Annotated in this window: 16 protein-coding genes, 1 tRNA gene and 1 other RNA gene; 13 read left to right on the top strand and 5 right to left on the bottom strand. The window is 70.6% G+C overall.

Going from position 1 to position 14,929, the window contains the following annotated elements:
- Window positions 1-13: 13 nt before the first annotated feature.
- Both AB0K73_RS07345 and AB0K73_RS07340 read left to right on the top strand, forming a co-directional pair.
- Window positions 14-478 (top strand): peroxiredoxin, encoded by a 465-nt coding sequence (locus AB0K73_RS07345; protein ID WP_360512154.1) that lies wholly within the window; start codon window positions 14-16, stop codon window positions 476-478.
- A 67-nt stretch (window positions 479-545) separates the two neighbouring features.
- Window positions 546-618, top strand: a tRNA-Val gene (locus AB0K73_RS07340).
- Between the two features lie 7 nt (window positions 619-625).
- On the opposite strand, the gene AB0K73_RS07335 is transcribed toward AB0K73_RS07340, so the two are convergent.
- Window positions 626-2,020: an MFS transporter gene (locus AB0K73_RS07335; protein ID WP_360512152.1), complete on the bottom strand. Its 1,395-nt coding sequence runs from the start codon at window positions 2,018-2,020 to the stop codon at window positions 626-628.
- Between the two features lie 225 nt (window positions 2,021-2,245).
- Between AB0K73_RS07335 and AB0K73_RS07330 the strand changes: the two genes are divergently transcribed.
- Complete coding sequence (locus tag AB0K73_RS07330) at window positions 2,246-2,800, top strand: TetR family transcriptional regulator (RefSeq protein ID WP_360512150.1); 555 nt, start codon at window positions 2,246-2,248, stop codon at window positions 2,798-2,800.
- A gap of 75 nt (window positions 2,801-2,875) precedes the next feature.
- Here the strand turns inward: AB0K73_RS07330 and AB0K73_RS07325 are convergent, their stop codons facing one another.
- Window positions 2,876-3,199, bottom strand: a complete 324-nt coding sequence (locus tag AB0K73_RS07325) for a DUF2249 domain-containing protein (RefSeq protein WP_360512147.1) — start codon at window positions 3,197-3,199, stop codon at window positions 2,876-2,878.
- 27 nt (window positions 3,200-3,226) lie between these two features.
- Between AB0K73_RS07325 and AB0K73_RS07320 the strand changes: the two genes are divergently transcribed.
- The 8 genes from AB0K73_RS07320 (at window position 3,227) to rnpB (ending at window position 10,688) form a co-directional block, all read left to right on the top strand.
- Window positions 3,227-3,928, top strand: a complete 702-nt coding sequence (locus AB0K73_RS07320; RefSeq protein WP_360512145.1) for a helix-turn-helix domain-containing protein — start codon at window positions 3,227-3,229, stop codon at window positions 3,926-3,928.
- Entirely contained in the window at window positions 3,925-5,136 is a 1,212-nt protein-coding gene (locus AB0K73_RS07315; RefSeq protein WP_360512143.1) for a hypothetical protein, read from the top strand. The genes AB0K73_RS07320 and AB0K73_RS07315 overlap by 4 nt, the downstream gene beginning before the upstream one ends.
- Entirely contained in the window at window positions 5,133-7,814 is a 2,682-nt protein-coding gene (locus AB0K73_RS07310; protein ID WP_360512141.1) for a multicopper oxidase domain-containing protein, read from the top strand. Before AB0K73_RS07315 ends, AB0K73_RS07310 begins: the two co-directional genes overlap by 4 nt.
- A 228-nt stretch (window positions 7,815-8,042) precedes the next feature.
- Window positions 8,043-8,504 carry a MarR family transcriptional regulator gene (locus AB0K73_RS07305; RefSeq protein ID WP_360512139.1) on the top strand — a complete coding sequence of 154 codons (462 nt, stop codon included), beginning with the start codon at window positions 8,043-8,045 and terminating at the stop codon, window positions 8,502-8,504.
- A gap of 43 nt (window positions 8,505-8,547) precedes the next feature.
- The gene (locus tag AB0K73_RS07300) at window positions 8,548-9,366 is read left to right on the top strand and encodes a Nif3-like dinuclear metal center hexameric protein (protein WP_360512137.1); all 819 of its coding nucleotides are present in this window, start codon (window positions 8,548-8,550) and stop codon (window positions 9,364-9,366) included.
- Window positions 9,367-9,403: 37 nt separating this feature from the next.
- Window positions 9,404-10,141, top strand: coding sequence for a C4-type zinc ribbon domain-containing protein (locus AB0K73_RS07295; RefSeq protein ID WP_360512135.1), 738 nt, complete (start codon window positions 9,404-9,406; stop codon window positions 10,139-10,141).
- A gap of 15 nt (window positions 10,142-10,156) precedes the next feature.
- Window positions 10,157-10,279, top strand: a complete 123-nt coding sequence (locus AB0K73_RS07290) for a hypothetical protein (protein ID WP_360512133.1) — start codon at window positions 10,157-10,159, stop codon at window positions 10,277-10,279.
- A 14-nt stretch (window positions 10,280-10,293) separates the two neighbouring features.
- Window positions 10,294-10,688: RNase P RNA component class A (gene rnpB, locus AB0K73_RS07285), an RNA gene on the top strand.
- Window positions 10,689-10,710: 22 nt separating this feature from the next.
- On the opposite strand, the gene ppgK is transcribed toward rnpB, so the two are convergent.
- Window positions 10,711-11,466 carry a polyphosphate--glucose phosphotransferase gene (gene ppgK, locus AB0K73_RS07280; RefSeq protein ID WP_360512131.1) on the bottom strand — a complete coding sequence of 252 codons (756 nt, stop codon included), beginning with the start codon at window positions 11,464-11,466 and terminating at the stop codon, window positions 10,711-10,713.
- Between the two features lie 35 nt (window positions 11,467-11,501).
- Window positions 11,502-12,365, bottom strand: a complete 864-nt coding sequence (gene map, locus AB0K73_RS07275; protein ID WP_360512129.1) for a type I methionyl aminopeptidase — start codon at window positions 12,363-12,365, stop codon at window positions 11,502-11,504.
- Window positions 12,366-12,376: 11 nt separating this feature from the next.
- On the opposite strand from map, the gene AB0K73_RS07270 reads away from it, so the two are divergent.
- On the top strand, window positions 12,377-12,562 hold the full coding sequence (locus tag AB0K73_RS07270; RefSeq protein ID WP_360512127.1) for an SPOR domain-containing protein: 186 nt from the start codon (window positions 12,377-12,379) through the stop codon (window positions 12,560-12,562).
- Window positions 12,563-12,615: 53 nt separating this feature from the next.
- Here the strand turns inward: AB0K73_RS07270 and panB are convergent, their stop codons facing one another.
- On the bottom strand, window positions 12,616-13,503 hold the full coding sequence (gene panB, locus AB0K73_RS07265) for a 3-methyl-2-oxobutanoate hydroxymethyltransferase (RefSeq protein WP_360512125.1): 888 nt from the start codon (window positions 13,501-13,503) through the stop codon (window positions 12,616-12,618).
- Window positions 13,504-13,590: 87 nt separating this feature from the next.
- Between panB and AB0K73_RS07260 the strand changes: the two genes are divergently transcribed.
- Complete coding sequence (locus AB0K73_RS07260) at window positions 13,591-14,928, top strand: glutamine synthetase family protein (RefSeq protein WP_360512123.1); 1,338 nt, start codon at window positions 13,591-13,593, stop codon at window positions 14,926-14,928.
- The last annotated feature ends 1 nt before the right edge of the window (window position 14,929 follow it).

The raw sequence follows: 14,929 nt of genomic DNA, 5'->3' as shown, positions 1-14,929 counted from the left end.
AGCGAGACCTCCGATGATCCTGCAACCCGGCAGCCGGGCTCCTGAATTCGCCCTGCTCAACCAGTTCGGGCAGACCGTCCGGCTCGAGACGCTGCTGGCCGACGGGCCGGTCACCCTCGTCTTCTTCCCGCTCGCCTTCTCGGGCATCTGCCAGGGCGAGCTCTGCGAGCTGCGCGACAACTTCTCGATGTTCGATGCCGGGGGCACGCAGCTCGTCGCGGCCTCCGTGGATTCCAAGCACACGCTTCGAGCGTGGAGCGAGGCGCAGTCGTACGACTTCCCGCTCCTCGCGGACTTCTGGCCGCACGGCCAGGTCGCCACGGCGTACGGCGCGTTCGACGACGCGAACGGCGTCGCCCAACGGGCGACGTTCGTCATCGGAACCGACGGGGTCATTCGTGCGAGCTTCGTCACGCCGCGCGGCCAGGCCCGCTCCCTGGACCAGTACCGCGAGGCCTTGGCCGGCGTCTCCGCCTGAGCGGCTGCCGAGGCCATCCGCGACCTGCGAGCCGGGATACCATGGGCGTGCGCCGTGCATCGCGCGGGGGCCTTTAGCTCAGTTGGTAGAGCGCCACGTTTACACCGTGGATGTCGTCGGTTCGAGCCCGGCAGGGCCCACCCCGGGTCAGGTGGTCGCGGGTCGTCGCGGGATCGCGATCATGGCGATGATCGCGGCGATGACGGCGGCGATGGCGGCGAACAGGAATGCCTGCTGGAAGCCGGTGTCGCCTCCGCCTGCGACCAGGCTGAGCGCGGCGATGCTGGACACGGTCGCGACGCCGATGGAGGCCCCGAACTCGTGGAAGGTGCTCAGCAGGCCCGACGCGATCCCGGCTTCCTCGGGTCCGATCTGACCCAGAGCCGTGGCGGAGGCCACCACGAACAGCGCACCGATCCCGAAGGCGCCGAAGCCGACCCCGATCGTGGTCGCCAGCGTGGTCGCCCAGAGAGCGGGAATGAGAAGTCCGATGGCCGCCACGACCATGCCGGAGACCGCCAGAGCGCGCGCCCCGAGGCGCCCGATGAAGCGGCCGCCGAGGTTCGCCCCCGTCATGGTGGCCAGCGCGATCGGCAGGAACAGCAGCCCGGTCACCAGGGGCCCGTGTCCAGCGGACTGCTGGAAGAAGAACGTGCCCAGGAAGAACACCGCGACCATCAGTGCAGTCGCGATCAAGATCACGAACACCCCGGCCGCCACGGGCCGGCGTCGCAGCAGGCCCAGGTCCATCAACGGCGAGGCGGCGGCCTGCTGTCGCCAGCCGAACAGCAGGTAGAGCACCACCGCGGCCCCGGCGGCGATCAGCGTCTGCGGACTGGTCCAGCCGGTCTCGCCGGCAGTGGTCAGGGAGAAGATCGCCGCACCCGTCGCCGCCGTGACCAGCAGAGCGCCGAGGACATCGAGCGTAGGCCGCGAACCGGCTGTCGGTGGCAGGGAAGGGAGCACCCGAACCAGCCCGAACAGGACGATGAGACCGACGGGGATGTTGATGAAGAACACCCAGGGCCATCCCGGTCCCGCGGTGAGGAGTCCGCCGAGCAGCACACCGACCGCGGCGCCGCCACCGCCGAGGGCCGACCAGATGCCAAGGGCGCGGTTGCGCTCGTCCCCGGTGAACAGGCGCACCACCACCGACAGGGCTGCCGGTGAGAGCATCGCGGCACCGAGCCCCTGGGCGACTCGTCCGGCGAGGAGCACGGTGCCGCTGTCAGCCAGTCCGGCTGCCAGGGATCCGGCCGTGAAGGTGAACAGTCCGGCGTAGACGATCGGCTTCGAGCCGAACAGGTCCGCGCTGCGCCCACCCAACAGCATCAGGCCGCCGAAGGTCAGCGTGTAGGCAGCCATCACCCAGGTCACCGCCTCGCGCGACAGGCTCAGGTCCACGCCGATCTGCGGCAGCGCGATCGCCACGACCGTGACGTCGAGAATCAGCATGAACTGCGCGGTGCCCAGCAAGCCGAGGGCCAGCCAGCGCTTCACGTGCATTCCGACGCCATCGGGCGCGTGCTTCGTGGTACTCACGTGCAATCTCCTTCTGCCCGAGGAGCCGATGGGGGCAACCTCGGGTCTATCTCGATCAACCATGTACGAGTTCTCAACCGCTAGACTATCTCGTACATTCCCGTACGAGTTGCGAGGCCGCGAGAGATGTCGACGAAGAAGGTTGCGTTGCCCGGGGATGCGGGAGGCACCCATACCGGAGCGAGCCGGCCGCTCAATCAACGAGCCGATGCCCAACGCAATCGGGTGAAGATCCTCGCGGCCACGTCGACGGCACTGCACAAGGACCCGGATGCCTCCGTGGCCGCGATCGCGGCTGAGGCGGGAGTCGGCCGCATGACGCTCTACGGGCACTTCACGAGCCGAGCAGAACTGATCGAGGCCGCACTCGTCGAGAGTCTGGAACGAGGCGAGCAGGTGCTCTCGGAGGTTTCGATCGACGGCAATGCCGCCGACGCATTCAGTCGCCTGGTCCGTTCGAGCTGGTCACTGCTCGATCGGTCGCGCGGCCTGCTGGCGGCAGCGCAGCGCGAACTGCCCGCGGCCCGCATCCGGGATCTGCACGAGGCTTCCGAAGCGAGAATGCGGAGCCTTCTGGAGCGAGGTCAACGCGAGGGAGCCTTCCGCTCGGACCTGCCCATCAGCTGGCTGCTCGCAACCACGCACGTCGTGATGAATGGTGCCGCGGAGGAGATTTCGGCGGGCCGGCTTCGGTTGGGCGATGCCCCCGGGTTCATCGACGCCACCTTGCGAGCGGCGTTCGCTGCCGGCACGGCGCCCGTCGCCGAGCGTCACCGTTGACGTTGCGGTCGTCGCCCACGCCCGCCTCGCCCACGGAGGCCTGCAGGAGGTCGACGGACGGTCGAGCCCCGAGGGTCAGGCCGCGTTCACCCGCACCAGCCGGATGCGCCAACGATCGGGCCCCTGCGTCAGGTAGTCCACGTCGAACTCGTTCGGACGTCGCTGCGCGAGCTGCGTGAGCAGCGGCACCGGGTCGTGCGTCGCGGACAGCACGATGCCGCTGCCAGGGCGAACGCCGTCGAGCGCGCCGAAGATCGCGGCGTGCCGCACGGCATGCGGGATCGTCTGCACGTCGAGCTCGGGGAGGGTCTCGTCGTGCTCGCCGCACGCGCATGCATGCGTCGGAGCAGCGCCCTCGGTCGCGTCGTCGAGCGTGCGGTGGATCTGGATGTCTGCCATGCCGAGAATTTTACTACAATGAATACCGTGGAAAATCAGACGGGTCGTCCGGACACGATGGTCCCGCCTCGGCGTTCGTCGAGCGGTCGTGCGCATTCGGCATCACGTGAGCGGCTGCTGCGCCTGCTCGAGGCGCAGCGGGTCCCGACCTCGCTGGCCGCGATCGTGCTGGCCACGGGCCTGCATGAGAACACGGTGCGGGGTCATCTCGAGAGCCTGCAACGCGACGGGTTCGTCACCCGGCGCCGGGCGGAGGCATCCGGTCGCGGTCGTCCCGCCTGGCTGTGGCAGGCCGTGCGGCGTGACCCGTCGACGCCGTACGCACCGCTCGCCGGCGTGCTCGCGGCGACCCTCATGCGCACGAGTGCCGACCCCGTGGGGGACGCCCGCGAGGCCGGGCGGCAGTGGGGGCGTGAGCTGATCGCGGCTGAGGCTGACGCCGACGGCAACCACGGAGTGACGGATGCCGCGACCGCGCGCACCAGGCTCGTCGAACTCATGCGCGAGCAGGGCTTCGCCCCCGATCCCCTCGCCGACCACGAGACCGTGCTGCTCAGGCGTTGCCCGCTGATCGAGGCGGCCTCGCGCCACCCCGAGGTGATCTGCGCCGTGCACCTCGGCATGGTCGACGGCGCCCTGGAGTCGCTCGGAGTCCGAGACGCCGACCCCACCCTCGTTCCGTTCACCGGTCCTGGCGAATGCACCCTGCGGGTGCCGGCCCCGCGATGAGCGCGACCCTCCCGACCGTCCGAGCGGGTGACCCCCGCGTCGACACACCTGACAACCCCGCCGGTCGTCGCGCCGTTGGACGCCCCCGCCGCCCGGTGCCACTGCGGGCGATCTGGATGCTTCCCGCGGCCATCGGTCTGCTCGCCGGGCTCGACGCCGCGTTGCTCCTGCTCGGCCTTCCGGCCCCGATCACGTCGGAGCGGCTGTCGCAGGTGCACGGGGTGGTGCTGGTGCTGGGATTCGTCGGCACGCTCGTCGCGCTCGAGCGCGCCACGGCGCTCGGACGATGGATCGGCTTCGCCGCGCCCGCCCTGCTCGGCGCGGGCGCCGTGCTCCTCGTTGTCGACGTCGTACCACTCATCGCGGGAAAGGCCGTGCTCGTGGCGGGCACCGCCGCCTTCACGCTCGTCTACGTGCCGCTGTGGCGCCGGCAGCGCGACGCCGCGCTGCTCACGCAACTGCTGGCCGCCGCGCTCGGGTGCGCCGCATCGATCCTCTGGCTCGGCGACGTCGCCGTCGACCGGCTGTTCCCGTGGCTCATCGCCTTCGTGGTGCTCACGATCGCTGCCGAGCGGGTGGAGCTCGCGCGTATCACCATGGGCCCGCATGCCGGGGGAGGCCTGCTCCTTGCCGCCTGGTCGTCGACCGCGGCCCTCGTCGTCTCGCTCGTCGCCGCCGACGTCGGTGCGATGCTGCTCGGCGCGACGCTCGCGGTGCTCACCGTCTGGCTCGTGCGGCACGACGTGGCCAGGCGCACGATCAATGCGCGCGGGGTCACCCGGTTCATGGCCGCCTGCATGCTCGGCGGCTACGCGTGGCTCGCCGTGGCGGCGGGCATCCTGCTCTTCGGCCACCCCGACACCCGGCCGGCGTACGACGCCGTGCTGCACGCGGTGTTCCTGGGGTTCACCATGTCGATGATCATGGCGCACTCGACGACCATCCTCCCGGCCGTGCTGCGCCGCCCACTGCCGTACCGGTCGGTGTTCTGGGTGCCCGTGGTGCTGCTGCACGCGGGGCTCGTGGTGCGGATCGCCCTCGGCGACGGGCTCGGCGGCGCGCCCGCGTGGCAGTGGGGCGGCGTGCTGAACATCGTCGCGCTGGTGCTGTTCCTCGTGCTCGCGGTCGGCAGTTCCATCGTCGGCGAGCCTGCCCGCCGTGAGCGGACGCCCCGTGGCGCCACAGCCCCCGGGAGCGTGACCTCGTGAATGCGCCGGCTCGCACGCGCGGCTTCCAGCCCCTGCGCGACCTGCCGACCGTGCTGTGGCTCGTGCTCCTCGTCGTCGTCGTGTTCGCGCACCGCGACCTGCCCGCGCCGCGGTGGCTCATGTTGCACCTGCTGCTGCTCGGTGCCGTGACCCACGCCATCCTCGTGTGGAGCCAGTACTTCTCGTTCGCACTCCTGCGCACGAAGCAGGGCGCTGCCGACCGCACGCGCCAGTCGTGGCGGCTCGCGATGTCCAACGTCGGAGCCCTGCTCGTGCTCGTGGGGGTGCCGTGGGGCGTCTGGGGGCTCACGCTGGCGGGCGCCGCCGTACTGGTGACCGCCGTGGTGTGGCACGCTGCGAGTCTCGTGGCGCGGTTGCGCAGCGCCCTGCCGGGGCGATTCGGCGGCACCGTGCGGTACTACGTCGCCGCGGCGTCGTTCCTCGTGGTCGGGGCGGGTCTCGGCACGTGGCTCGCGCGCGGGCTCGGAGCGGCCGAAGCCGAGGGCGTGGTGCTCTCGCACGCGCTCATCAACCTGCTCGGCTGGGTGGGGCTCACGGTCGCGGGAACGCTTGTGACGCTGTGGCCCACCATGCTCCGAACGCGCGCCGACGGGGGAGCGGGCCCGGCTGCAGCACGTGCGTTGCCGGTGCTCGCCGGTTCGGCAGCCGTCGCGGCGGTCGGTGCTGCCGCCGGGCTGGAGCTCGTCGTCGCGCTCGGCCTGCTCGGCTATGTCACGGGGCTCGGACTCATCGCCGTCGGGATGGTGCGCGCGGCGCGCTCGGCGCCGCCGCGGAGTTTCGCGGCAGGCTCGGTCGGTGCCGGTGTGCTGTGGTGGGCGGGATCGCTCCTCGTGCTCGCCGTCGTGGCACTCGGATCGTGGTCGACGGGCGGCGGCTTCGAGCCGGTGCAGGACGCCGTCGACGCCGTCGTGCCGTTCATCGCCGCCGGCTTTGCGGCGCAGGTGCTCATCGGGGCGCTCAGCTACCTCGTACCCGTGGTGCTCGGCGGCGGTCCGACGCCGGTGCGGACCGGCACGCGGATGTTCGACCGGGGCGCGGCGATGCGGATCGCCGGGGCGAACGTGGCGCTCATCGTGTGCGCACTCCCCGTGAGCAGCCTCATGCGCGTGGTGGCGTCGGTGCTCTACGTCGTCGCGACCGCCTCATTCCTGCCCCTCCTGTTCGCCGCGATGCGCGCGCAGCGCCGGGCCAAGGCGGCGACCTCGGGCGCTCCCGGCGTGCCGATGGGGGAGGATCGGCCGCGCGGCCCCATCACGCCCGAGGGCGATCGTCCGGCCGGGCAGCGGGCGGGCCAGGCGATGGCCGGGCTCATCACGGTCGTGCTCGCGGTCGTCGTGGCAGCGGCGGCGCAGCCGCAGGCGCTCGGGCTCGCGACCGGAGGTGGTGCAGGTGGCGCGGGCGCGCCCGCCGCGGCCGCCGGTGACTCGGCGCCCGTGCAGACCGTCGAGGTGGTCGCCCAGGGGATGCGGTTCACGCCCGACGAGATCGAGGTGCCCGTCGGCACGCGACTCGTGATCGAACTCAGGAACGCCGACGACGAGCAACTGCACGACCTCGTGCTCGCAACAGGCGTTCGCGCGCCTCGCCTCGCACCCGGCGAATCGGCGACGGTCGACGCCGGAGTCGTCACCGGTGACATCGAGGGCTGGTGCGGGGTCGTCGGCCACCGAGAGATGGGCATGACGCTCGCGATCGTCGCGACCGGGGCTCCGTCGGAGGGGCACGACCACGAGGCATCCGCCGACCGCGAATCGGATGTCGCGGCCGACGCGACGTACGACCCCACCGCCGAACCCGGCGACGGGTTCACGCCGCGCGACGCCGAACTCGAACCGCTGCCGGCATCCACCGGGCCGGTGACGCATCGCGAGACCTTCACGGTGACCGAGCAGGTCGCCGAGGTGGCGCCCGGCGTACGTCAGTCGCTGTGGACCTTCAACGGCACGGCCCCGGGGCCGACGCTGCACGGCCGGGTCGGCGACCGGTTCGAGATCACGCTCGTCAACGACGGCAGCATCGGGCACTCGATCGACTTCCATGCGGGTGCGCTCGCGCCCGACGCGCCGATGCGCACGATCCGGCCGGGAGAGCGGCTCAGCTTCTCGTTCACGGCCGAGCGGGCGGGCATCTGGATGTACCACTGCTCGACGATGCCGATGAGCGCGCACATCGCCAACGGCATGTTCGGAGCCGTGGTCATCGAGCCCGAGGGCCTGCCCGAGGTCGACCGCACCTACCTGTTCGCGCAGTCCGAGTCCTACCTCGGGCCGCAGGACGGCGAGGTCGACGTCGAGCAACTCGCCACGGGCGTGCCCGACCTCGTGGTGTTCAACGGCTACGCCGATCAGTACGCGCACGCGCCGCTCAGCGCGCGCGTGGGCGAGCGGGTGCGGGTGTGGGTGCTCGACGCCGGACCTGCGCGGGCGACGAGCTTCCACGTCGTCGGCGCCCAGTTCGACACGACGTGGTCGGAGGGCGCCTACCTGCTCGACGATCGAGACGGCGGCAGCGGCGGCGCGCAGGTGCTCCCGCTCCAGCCCGCGCAGGGCGGGTTCGTCGAGCTCGAGTTTCCCGAGGCGGGTCACTACCCGTTCGTCTCGCACGTGATGACCGACGCCGAGCGTGGTGCTCGGGGGATCTTCCAGGTGACCGGATGACGCGCCGCTCGCCTCGCGACCGCCGATTCAGTTCCCGTCGTGGACCGTCACGGCGTAGCCGTCGGGGTCGAGAAAGCTGAAGGTCGCTCCGAACGGCCCGTCGGCGATGAAATCGGGTCCGGTCACGGTCATCGTGGTCACCTAGTTCTCTCGGTCGATCGGAATGTAAGGTCGCTGACATCGCCATGTCAGGATGCTGACATTCAGAGAATATGTCAGGCTACTGACATGCGACCGACCATGGACGATCTCGGAGAGGTCATCGGCTACGTCCTGAAGCGCACCCAATCCGCATTGCGCGCACGGATCGACGAGGCGCTGCGGCCGCTCGGGCTGACCACGCCGCAGTACGCGTGCCTCGAGCTGTTGCAGCGCACGCCGGGGATCTCGGCCTCCGAGCTCGCGCGGGGCGCATTCGTGACCCGTCAGACCATGAACGCCGTGCTGGTGGGCCTCCAGGACCGGGGGCTCGTCATTCGAGCCGACGAGGCTCCAACGGGTCGTGCCCGTCCGGTGCGGCTCACCGAGTCGGCCGTGGCGCTGCTCGCCGAGGCTTCCGGTCGGGTCGCCGCGATCAACGAGCTGATGATCGCCGGGCTCACCGACGCCGAACGGCTCGACCTCCTCGACTACCTGGGCCGGTGCATCACCGAGCTCGAAGGGCGAAACGATCCGTCGGGACTCACGTGACGGGGCCCGGAGCCGCGCGGTACCGCCGCGCTAGGCTGGGACGGTGCCAGTCGTACTCGCCGAGGTCCTGACCACGATCGATCGCCTCTGGCCGATCGAGGGTGCCGAGCCCTGGGATGCGCCCGGCCTGGTGACCGGAGATCCCGATGCCCCGGTCGAACGCGTACGCTTCGCCGTCGATGCGGTGGGCAGCACCGTCGACGAGGCCATCGAGACCCGCGCCGACCTGCTCATCGCCCACCATCCGCTGCTCCTGCGCGGCGTCACCACCATCGCGGAGGACCGCTACAAGGGCGCCCTCCTCGCCCGGCTCATCCGGGCGAACTGCGCGCTTCTCGCGGCCCATACCAACGCGGACGTTGTCGAGCGCGGCACGTCGGCGGTGCTCGCCGAGCGTCTCGGCCTGGTCGACGTGCGACCCATCGTGCCGGGCGCCGACCCGGCACTCGGCCTTGGCCGTGTCGGCCGACTCGCCGAGCCCACCTCGCTCGGCCGACTCGCTCGGCGCCTCGCCGAGATCCTCCCGGCCACCGCGACGGGCGTGCGCGCCTCCGGCGACTTCGACGATCTGGTGCAGACCGTGGCGCTGTGCGGCGGCGCCGGGGACTCCCTGCTCGGCGACCCCGCTGTTCGGGCCGCCGACGTCTACATCACCGCCGACCTCCGCCACCACCCGGCATCCGAGGCCCGCGAGCAGGCCCTGCTCGGCGGCGGGCCCGCGCTCATCGACGTGTCGCACTGGGCGAGCGAATGGCTCTGGCTCGATGCGGCCGCGGCCGAGCTGCGCGCCGCGCATCCCGAGCTCGACGTGCAGGTGAGCGAGCTCCGCACCGACCCCTGGGACTTCCAGGTCGTGCAATGATGACCTCTTCCCCATCCGACCCCACGAGGAGCACCACGTGAAGGCAACCCCCGCCGACCAGCAGGAACTGCTCAGGCTGCAGGCCCTCGACACCCGCCTGCAGCAGCTTGCTCATCGGCTCGGTTCCCTTCCACAGACGGCCGAACTCGCTGAGCTCGCGAAGCGCGACACCGCCGTTCGCGGCACGCGCGCCGAGGCCGTCGGCACCCTCGAAACGGCTCGCGGCGAGCTGTCACGACTCGAGTCCGACGTTGCGATCGTCGAGGCCCGCATCGCCCGCGACGGCGACCGGCTGCAGCACACGTCCTCGGTGAAGGACGTGACCGCCCTCGAGTCCGAACTCGCCTCGCTCGCCAAGCGGCGCTCCGATCTCGAAGACCAGGAGCTCACCGTCATGCAGCGCGTCGAGGACGCCGAGGGCCAGCTCGCCGGCATCGACGGAGAGCGCGCCTCCATCGCCGCAGCCATCGAGAAGCTCGAGGCCGACCGCGACGAGGCCGCCGCCGGCCTGGCCGCCGAGCGCGACGCCGCCGAACGGGACCGCGTGGTCGTCTCGGGCGGAGTGCCCGACGAGCTGCTCGCGTTCTACGAGCAGCGGCGAGCGCGCGGCGCCGGCATCGGCGCGGCACTGCTGCGTCAGCGCACGTGCCAGGGGTGCAACATGACTCTGACGGGATCCGATCTCGACACCGTGCGCCGGGCTGCGGCCGACGACGTGCTGCTCTGCCCCGACTGCGACCGCATCCTCGTGCGCACGGAGGAATCCGGCATCTGATGGTGCGCTCGCTCAGTGGCGCATCAGCTGATCGGAGCCCGCCACGCGACCTTCGAGTGGGTGCCGCGCCTCGAGATCTCGCGCGCCGACGCCCTCGCGAACCGCGCGATGGACCGGAAGGCCAGTCTCGGCCGGTAATCTGGAAGAGCGAGTGGGTCGGCAAGACGGTCGCGTCATCCGGTCGCCGCGTCTTCGGGCGCGGTGGCGGATGCCGAGGAACGTCCGGGCTCCACAGGGCAGGACGGTGGGTAACTCCCACCCGGGGCAACCCGCGAGACAGTGCCACAGAAAGCAGACCGCCCTGGGCGTAAGCCCGGGGTAAGGGTGAAACGGTGGGGTAAGAGCCCACCAGCGGCCGCGGTGACGCGGTCGGCTCGGTAAACCTCGTCCGGAGCAAGGCCAGACAGGGAACCATGGGGCGGCCCGCCCCGTTCCCGGGTAGGCCGCTGGAGGGTCACGGCAACGTGGCCCCGAGAGAGATGGCCGTCCAGCCGGTGTCGCGCAAGCGCCCGGTCAACAGAACCCGGCGTATCAGCCGGCCCATTCGCACCCTGAGGCGTGGCGCCGCCTCACCGCGTCGCGAGCGACGCCGCCCCCAGAATCCCCGCGTTGTTGCGGTGCACCGCCGGCACGATCGGCGTCTGCAGGTCGAGCAGCGGCAGGAACTGCTCGTGGTGCTTCGACACCCCTCCGCCCACGACGAACAGGTCGGGGGAGAACAGCGACTCGAGGTGCGAGTAGTAGCGCTGCAGGCGCTTCGTCCACTGCTCCCAACTCAGCGACTCGCGTTCCATGGCGGAGTAGGCGGCACGACGCTCGGCGTCGTGGCCGTCGAGCTCGAGGTGTCCGAGCTCGGTGTTCGGCACGAGCACGCCGTCGTTGATGAGCGCCGACCCGATGCCCGTGCCGAGGGTGGTGAGGATGACGACCCCATCGACCCCGGTGATGGCGCCGTAGCGGAGTTCGGCGATGCCCGCGGCATCCGCGTCGTTGATGAAGTGGATCTCGCGCCCGAGCGACTTTTCGAACAGTTCCTCGGCGGGCAGTCCGATCCACTCCTCGGAGATGTTCGCCGCCGAGAGCGTGCGGCCGTGTTTGACGATCGCCGGAAAGCAGAGCCCGAGCGGCAGCTTCGTGCCGTCGGCCTCCTCGGCGATGCCCGCGAGGAGTTCTTCGGTGGCGCTCAGGATGTCGCGGGGCCGGCCGCCCTCGGGCGTGCGCACCTTGAACCGCTCCGTGACGAGCCGACCGGTGCCGAGGTCGACGACCGCTCCTTTAATGCCCGTGCCGCCGATGTCGATGCCGATCGCGTGCTCAGTCGCCATGGCGCCACACTATCGCGGGGCTCCTTGCGGGCCCCTCAGGGAAGCGTCAGGATGTCGGCGCCGCGCTCGGTGACGACGAGGGTGTGTTCGAACTGGGCCGTGAGCGAGCGGTCGCGCGTCACGACCGTCCAATCGTCGTCCCACATGTCCCAGGTGATGGCGCCGAGCGTCAGCATCGGCTCGATCGTGAACACCATGCCCGGCTCCATGACGGTGTCGAACTCGGGTGCGTCGTAGTGAGGGATGACGAGCCCCGTGTGGAACGCCCGGCCCACCCCGTGACCGGTGTAGTCGCGCACCACGCCGTAGCCGAACCGCTTGGCGTACGCCTCGATGGCGCGCCCGATCACGTTCACCTGGCGACCCGGTGCGACGGAGCGGATGCCGCGCGCGAGCGCCTCACGTGTGCGCTCGACGAGCAGCGCCGCGTCGTCGCGGGCCTCGCCGACGAGGAACGTGTGGTTGAGGTCGCCGTGGTAGCCGTCGAGATAGGCGGTGACGTCGAGGTTGACGAGGTCGCCGTCGTCGAGCACCGTGTCATCGGGGATGCCGTGGCAGATGACCTCGTTGACCGAGGTGCACGACGACTTCGGGTAGCCGCGGTAGCCGAGCGTCGACGGGTAGGCGCCGTGCGCCACCACGTACTCGTGCACGATGCGGTCGAGCTCGTCGGTCGTGACGCCGGGCCGGATGGCGGATGCCGCGGCCTCGATCGCGCCCGCTGCGATGCGCCCCGCGGCGCGGATCCGCTCGACCTCGTCGGGCGTGTACCGGTCGCCTCCGGTGTTCGGCGTGGGCGCGGCCCGCCAGACGTACTCGGGACGCGCGATGCCCGATGGCACCTCACGGGTCGGCGACAGGCGGCCGGGGATCAGGTGGCCGTCGGGGTCCTTGGGCATAGGATCAGCCTATGGCCGAGGACGTCGAACACCTGTTCTGGTACAACATGAAGACCGGTGGGGTCGAGCAGGGCTTCCAGTCGCCGGCGGTCGAACGGGTGGGGCCGTTCGAGACCCGCGAGGAGGCGGAGCGAGCCCTCGAGATCCTGCGCGCGAACAGCGCGAAGTGGGCCGAGGAGGAGGCCGCCGAAGACTAGATGGGCCCGGTGGTCGAGGAGCGCCCGACGGGGTCGGACGCTCCTCGAGACCGTTACTCGTAGCTGTGCTCGGCGTCGGGGTAGCTGCCCGACTCCACGTCCTCGCGCCACGACCGGGCCGCCTCGCCGAGCACGCCGGCCAGGTTCGCGTACTGCTTCACGAACTTCGGCACGCGGCCGATGGTCAGTCCCGCCCAGTCGGTCCACACGAGCAGTTGTCCGTCGGTGTGGGGGCCGGCGCCCACGCTGATGGTGGGGATCTCGAGGAGCTCGGTCACCTGCCGCGCGGCATCCGCCGGCACCATCTCGAGCACGACGGCGAACGCGCCCGCCTCCTGCACCGCCTTCCCGTCGGCGAGCAGCTGCTGCACGCCCTCGCCCCGGCCCTGGATGACGTGGCCGCCCAGCCCGTGCTCGCTCTGCGGCGTGTACCCGATGTGACCCATGACGGGGATGCCGGCGCCGACGATGCGACGGATCTGCTTGGCGCTGCGTTCCCCGCCTTCGAGCTTCACCGCGTGCGCTCCGGTCTCCTTCATGAAGCGCACCGCGGTCTTGAGCGCGTCCTCGGGGCCGTTCTCGTAGGAGCCGAACGGCATGTCGGCCACGACGAACGCGCGCCGCACCGCGCCGGCGACCGCTCGGGTGAGCGGAATGAGGTCGTCGATGGTCACGGGGAGGGTGGTCTCGTAGCCGAGCACGTTGTTGCCTGCCGAGTCGCCCACGAGCAGGAAGTCGATGCCGGCCTCGTCGAAGATTCGGGCGGTCAGCATGTCGTAGCTCGTGAGCCCCGTGATCTTGATGCCCTCGCGCTTCGCGTTCTGGAAGTGCCGCGTGCGAACGCGTTTCGGCCCACCGGTCGCCGCGGCGCCGCCGTACGGGTTCGTCTCGGGGAGGGAGGAGCTCGCGGATGCTGGGTCGTTCACAGGCTGCTCTGGCATGCCGCCAGTCTGGCACAACGGGACATCCGTCCCGGCGCTGCGGGGGTCGTCGAGCGGCTACCCTGAGAGGTGCGAGAGAGGGTGTGGATGGATAAGCAGCGCGACTTCGTTCTCCGGACCATCGAGGAACGTGGAGTCAAGTTCGTCAGGCTCTGGTTCACCGATGTCGTCGGCACGCTGAAGTCGGTCGCGATCGCGCCGGCCGAGGTCGAGGGGGCGTTCACCGAGGGCATCGGGTTCGACGGCTCGGCCATCGAGGGGCTCAGCCGCACGTACGAATCCGACCTCCTGGCCTTCCCCGACCCGACGACGTTCCAGACCCTGCCGTGGCGCGGCGACGTCGACCCCACGGGGCGCATGTTCTGCGACATCACCACACCCGACGGAGAGCCGGCCGTCGCCGACCCCCGCAATGTGCTCAAGCGCACGCTCGCCCGCGCGGCCGACCGGGGCTTCACGTTCTACACGCACCCCGAGATCGAGTTCTACCTCCTGAAGGCGTCGAAGTACGGGCCCGAGGGCCCGCAGCCCGTCGACTCGGCGGGTTACTTCGACAACGTGCCCGGCGGCACCGCCCACGACTTCCGTCGACGCTCGGTTCGCATGCTCGAGGACCTCGGCATCTCGGTGGAGTTCAGCCACCACGAGGCGGGCCCCGGTCAGAACGAGATCGACCTCCGCTACGCCGACGCCCTGACGACGGCCGACAACATCATGACGTTCCGCACGGTCGTGAAGGAGGTCGCCATCGAGCAGGGCGTCTACGCGACGTTCATGCCGAAGCCGTTCTCCGACAAGCCTGGCTCCGGCATGCACACGCACCTCTCGCTCTTCGAGGGCGACGCGAACGCGTTCTACGAGGCGGGCGCGCAGTACCAGCTGTCGAAGATCGGTCGCCAGTTCATCGCCGGTCTCCTGCGGCACGCCAACGAGATCTCGGCGGTCACCAACCAGTTCGTCAACTCGTACAAGCGCCTCTGGGGTGGCGACGAGGCGCCGAGCTTCATCTGCTGGGGCCACAACAATCGATCCGCGCTCGTGCGCGTGCCGCTCTACAAGCCGAACAAGGGCCAGAGCGCGCGTGTCGAGTACCGCGCCATCGACTCCGCGGCGAACCCCTATCTTGCATTCTCGCTGCTCCTCGCGGCGGGCATGAAGGGCATCGAGGAGGGTTACGAGCTGCCGTCCGAGGCCGAGGACGACGTGTGGGCGCTCACCGACAGCGAGCGGCGCGCGCTCGGCTACCACCCGTTGCCCGCGAGCCTCGACCACGCCATCGAGTACATGGAGGAGTCCGAGCTCATCGCCGAGACCCTCGGCGAGCAGGTCTTCAACTACGTCCTCGCGAACAAGCGCGCCGAGTGGCGCGACTATCGTTCGCAGGTCACGCCGTTCGAGTTGCAGCGCAACCTCGAGATCCTCTGAC

This window comes from Agromyces sp. NPDC052230 (genome assembly GCF_040679595.1).
Taxonomy (GTDB): Bacteria; Actinomycetota; Actinomycetes; order Actinomycetales; family Microbacteriaceae; genus Agromyces.
The sequence above is the reverse complement of the archived record's forward strand: the minus strand, read 5'-3'. Positions and strand labels throughout refer to the sequence as shown.

Coding starts and splice junctions, on each gene's coding strand:
- AB0K73_RS07345 (WP_360512154.1), top strand. CDS start 14: ATGATCCTGCAACCCGGCAGCCGGGCTCCTGAATTCGCCCTGCTCAAC.
- AB0K73_RS07325 (WP_360512147.1), bottom strand. CDS start 3,199: ATGGCAGACATCCAGATCCACCGCACGCTCGACGACGCGACCGAGGGC.
- AB0K73_RS07315 (WP_360512143.1), top strand. CDS start 3,925: ATGAGCGCGACCCTCCCGACCGTCCGAGCGGGTGACCCCCGCGTCGAC.
- AB0K73_RS07305 (WP_360512139.1), top strand. CDS start 8,043: ATGCGACCGACCATGGACGATCTCGGAGAGGTCATCGGCTACGTCCTG.
- ppgK (WP_360512131.1), bottom strand. CDS start 11,466: ATGGCGACTGAGCACGCGATCGGCATCGACATCGGCGGCACGGGCATT.
- map (WP_360512129.1), bottom strand. CDS start 12,365: ATGCCCAAGGACCCCGACGGCCACCTGATCCCCGGCCGCCTGTCGCCG.
- AB0K73_RS07270 (WP_360512127.1), top strand. CDS start 12,377: ATGGCCGAGGACGTCGAACACCTGTTCTGGTACAACATGAAGACCGGT.
- panB (WP_360512125.1), bottom strand. CDS start 13,503: ATGCCAGAGCAGCCTGTGAACGACCCAGCATCCGCGAGCTCCTCCCTC.
- AB0K73_RS07260 (WP_360512123.1), top strand. CDS start 13,591: ATGGATAAGCAGCGCGACTTCGTTCTCCGGACCATCGAGGAACGTGGA.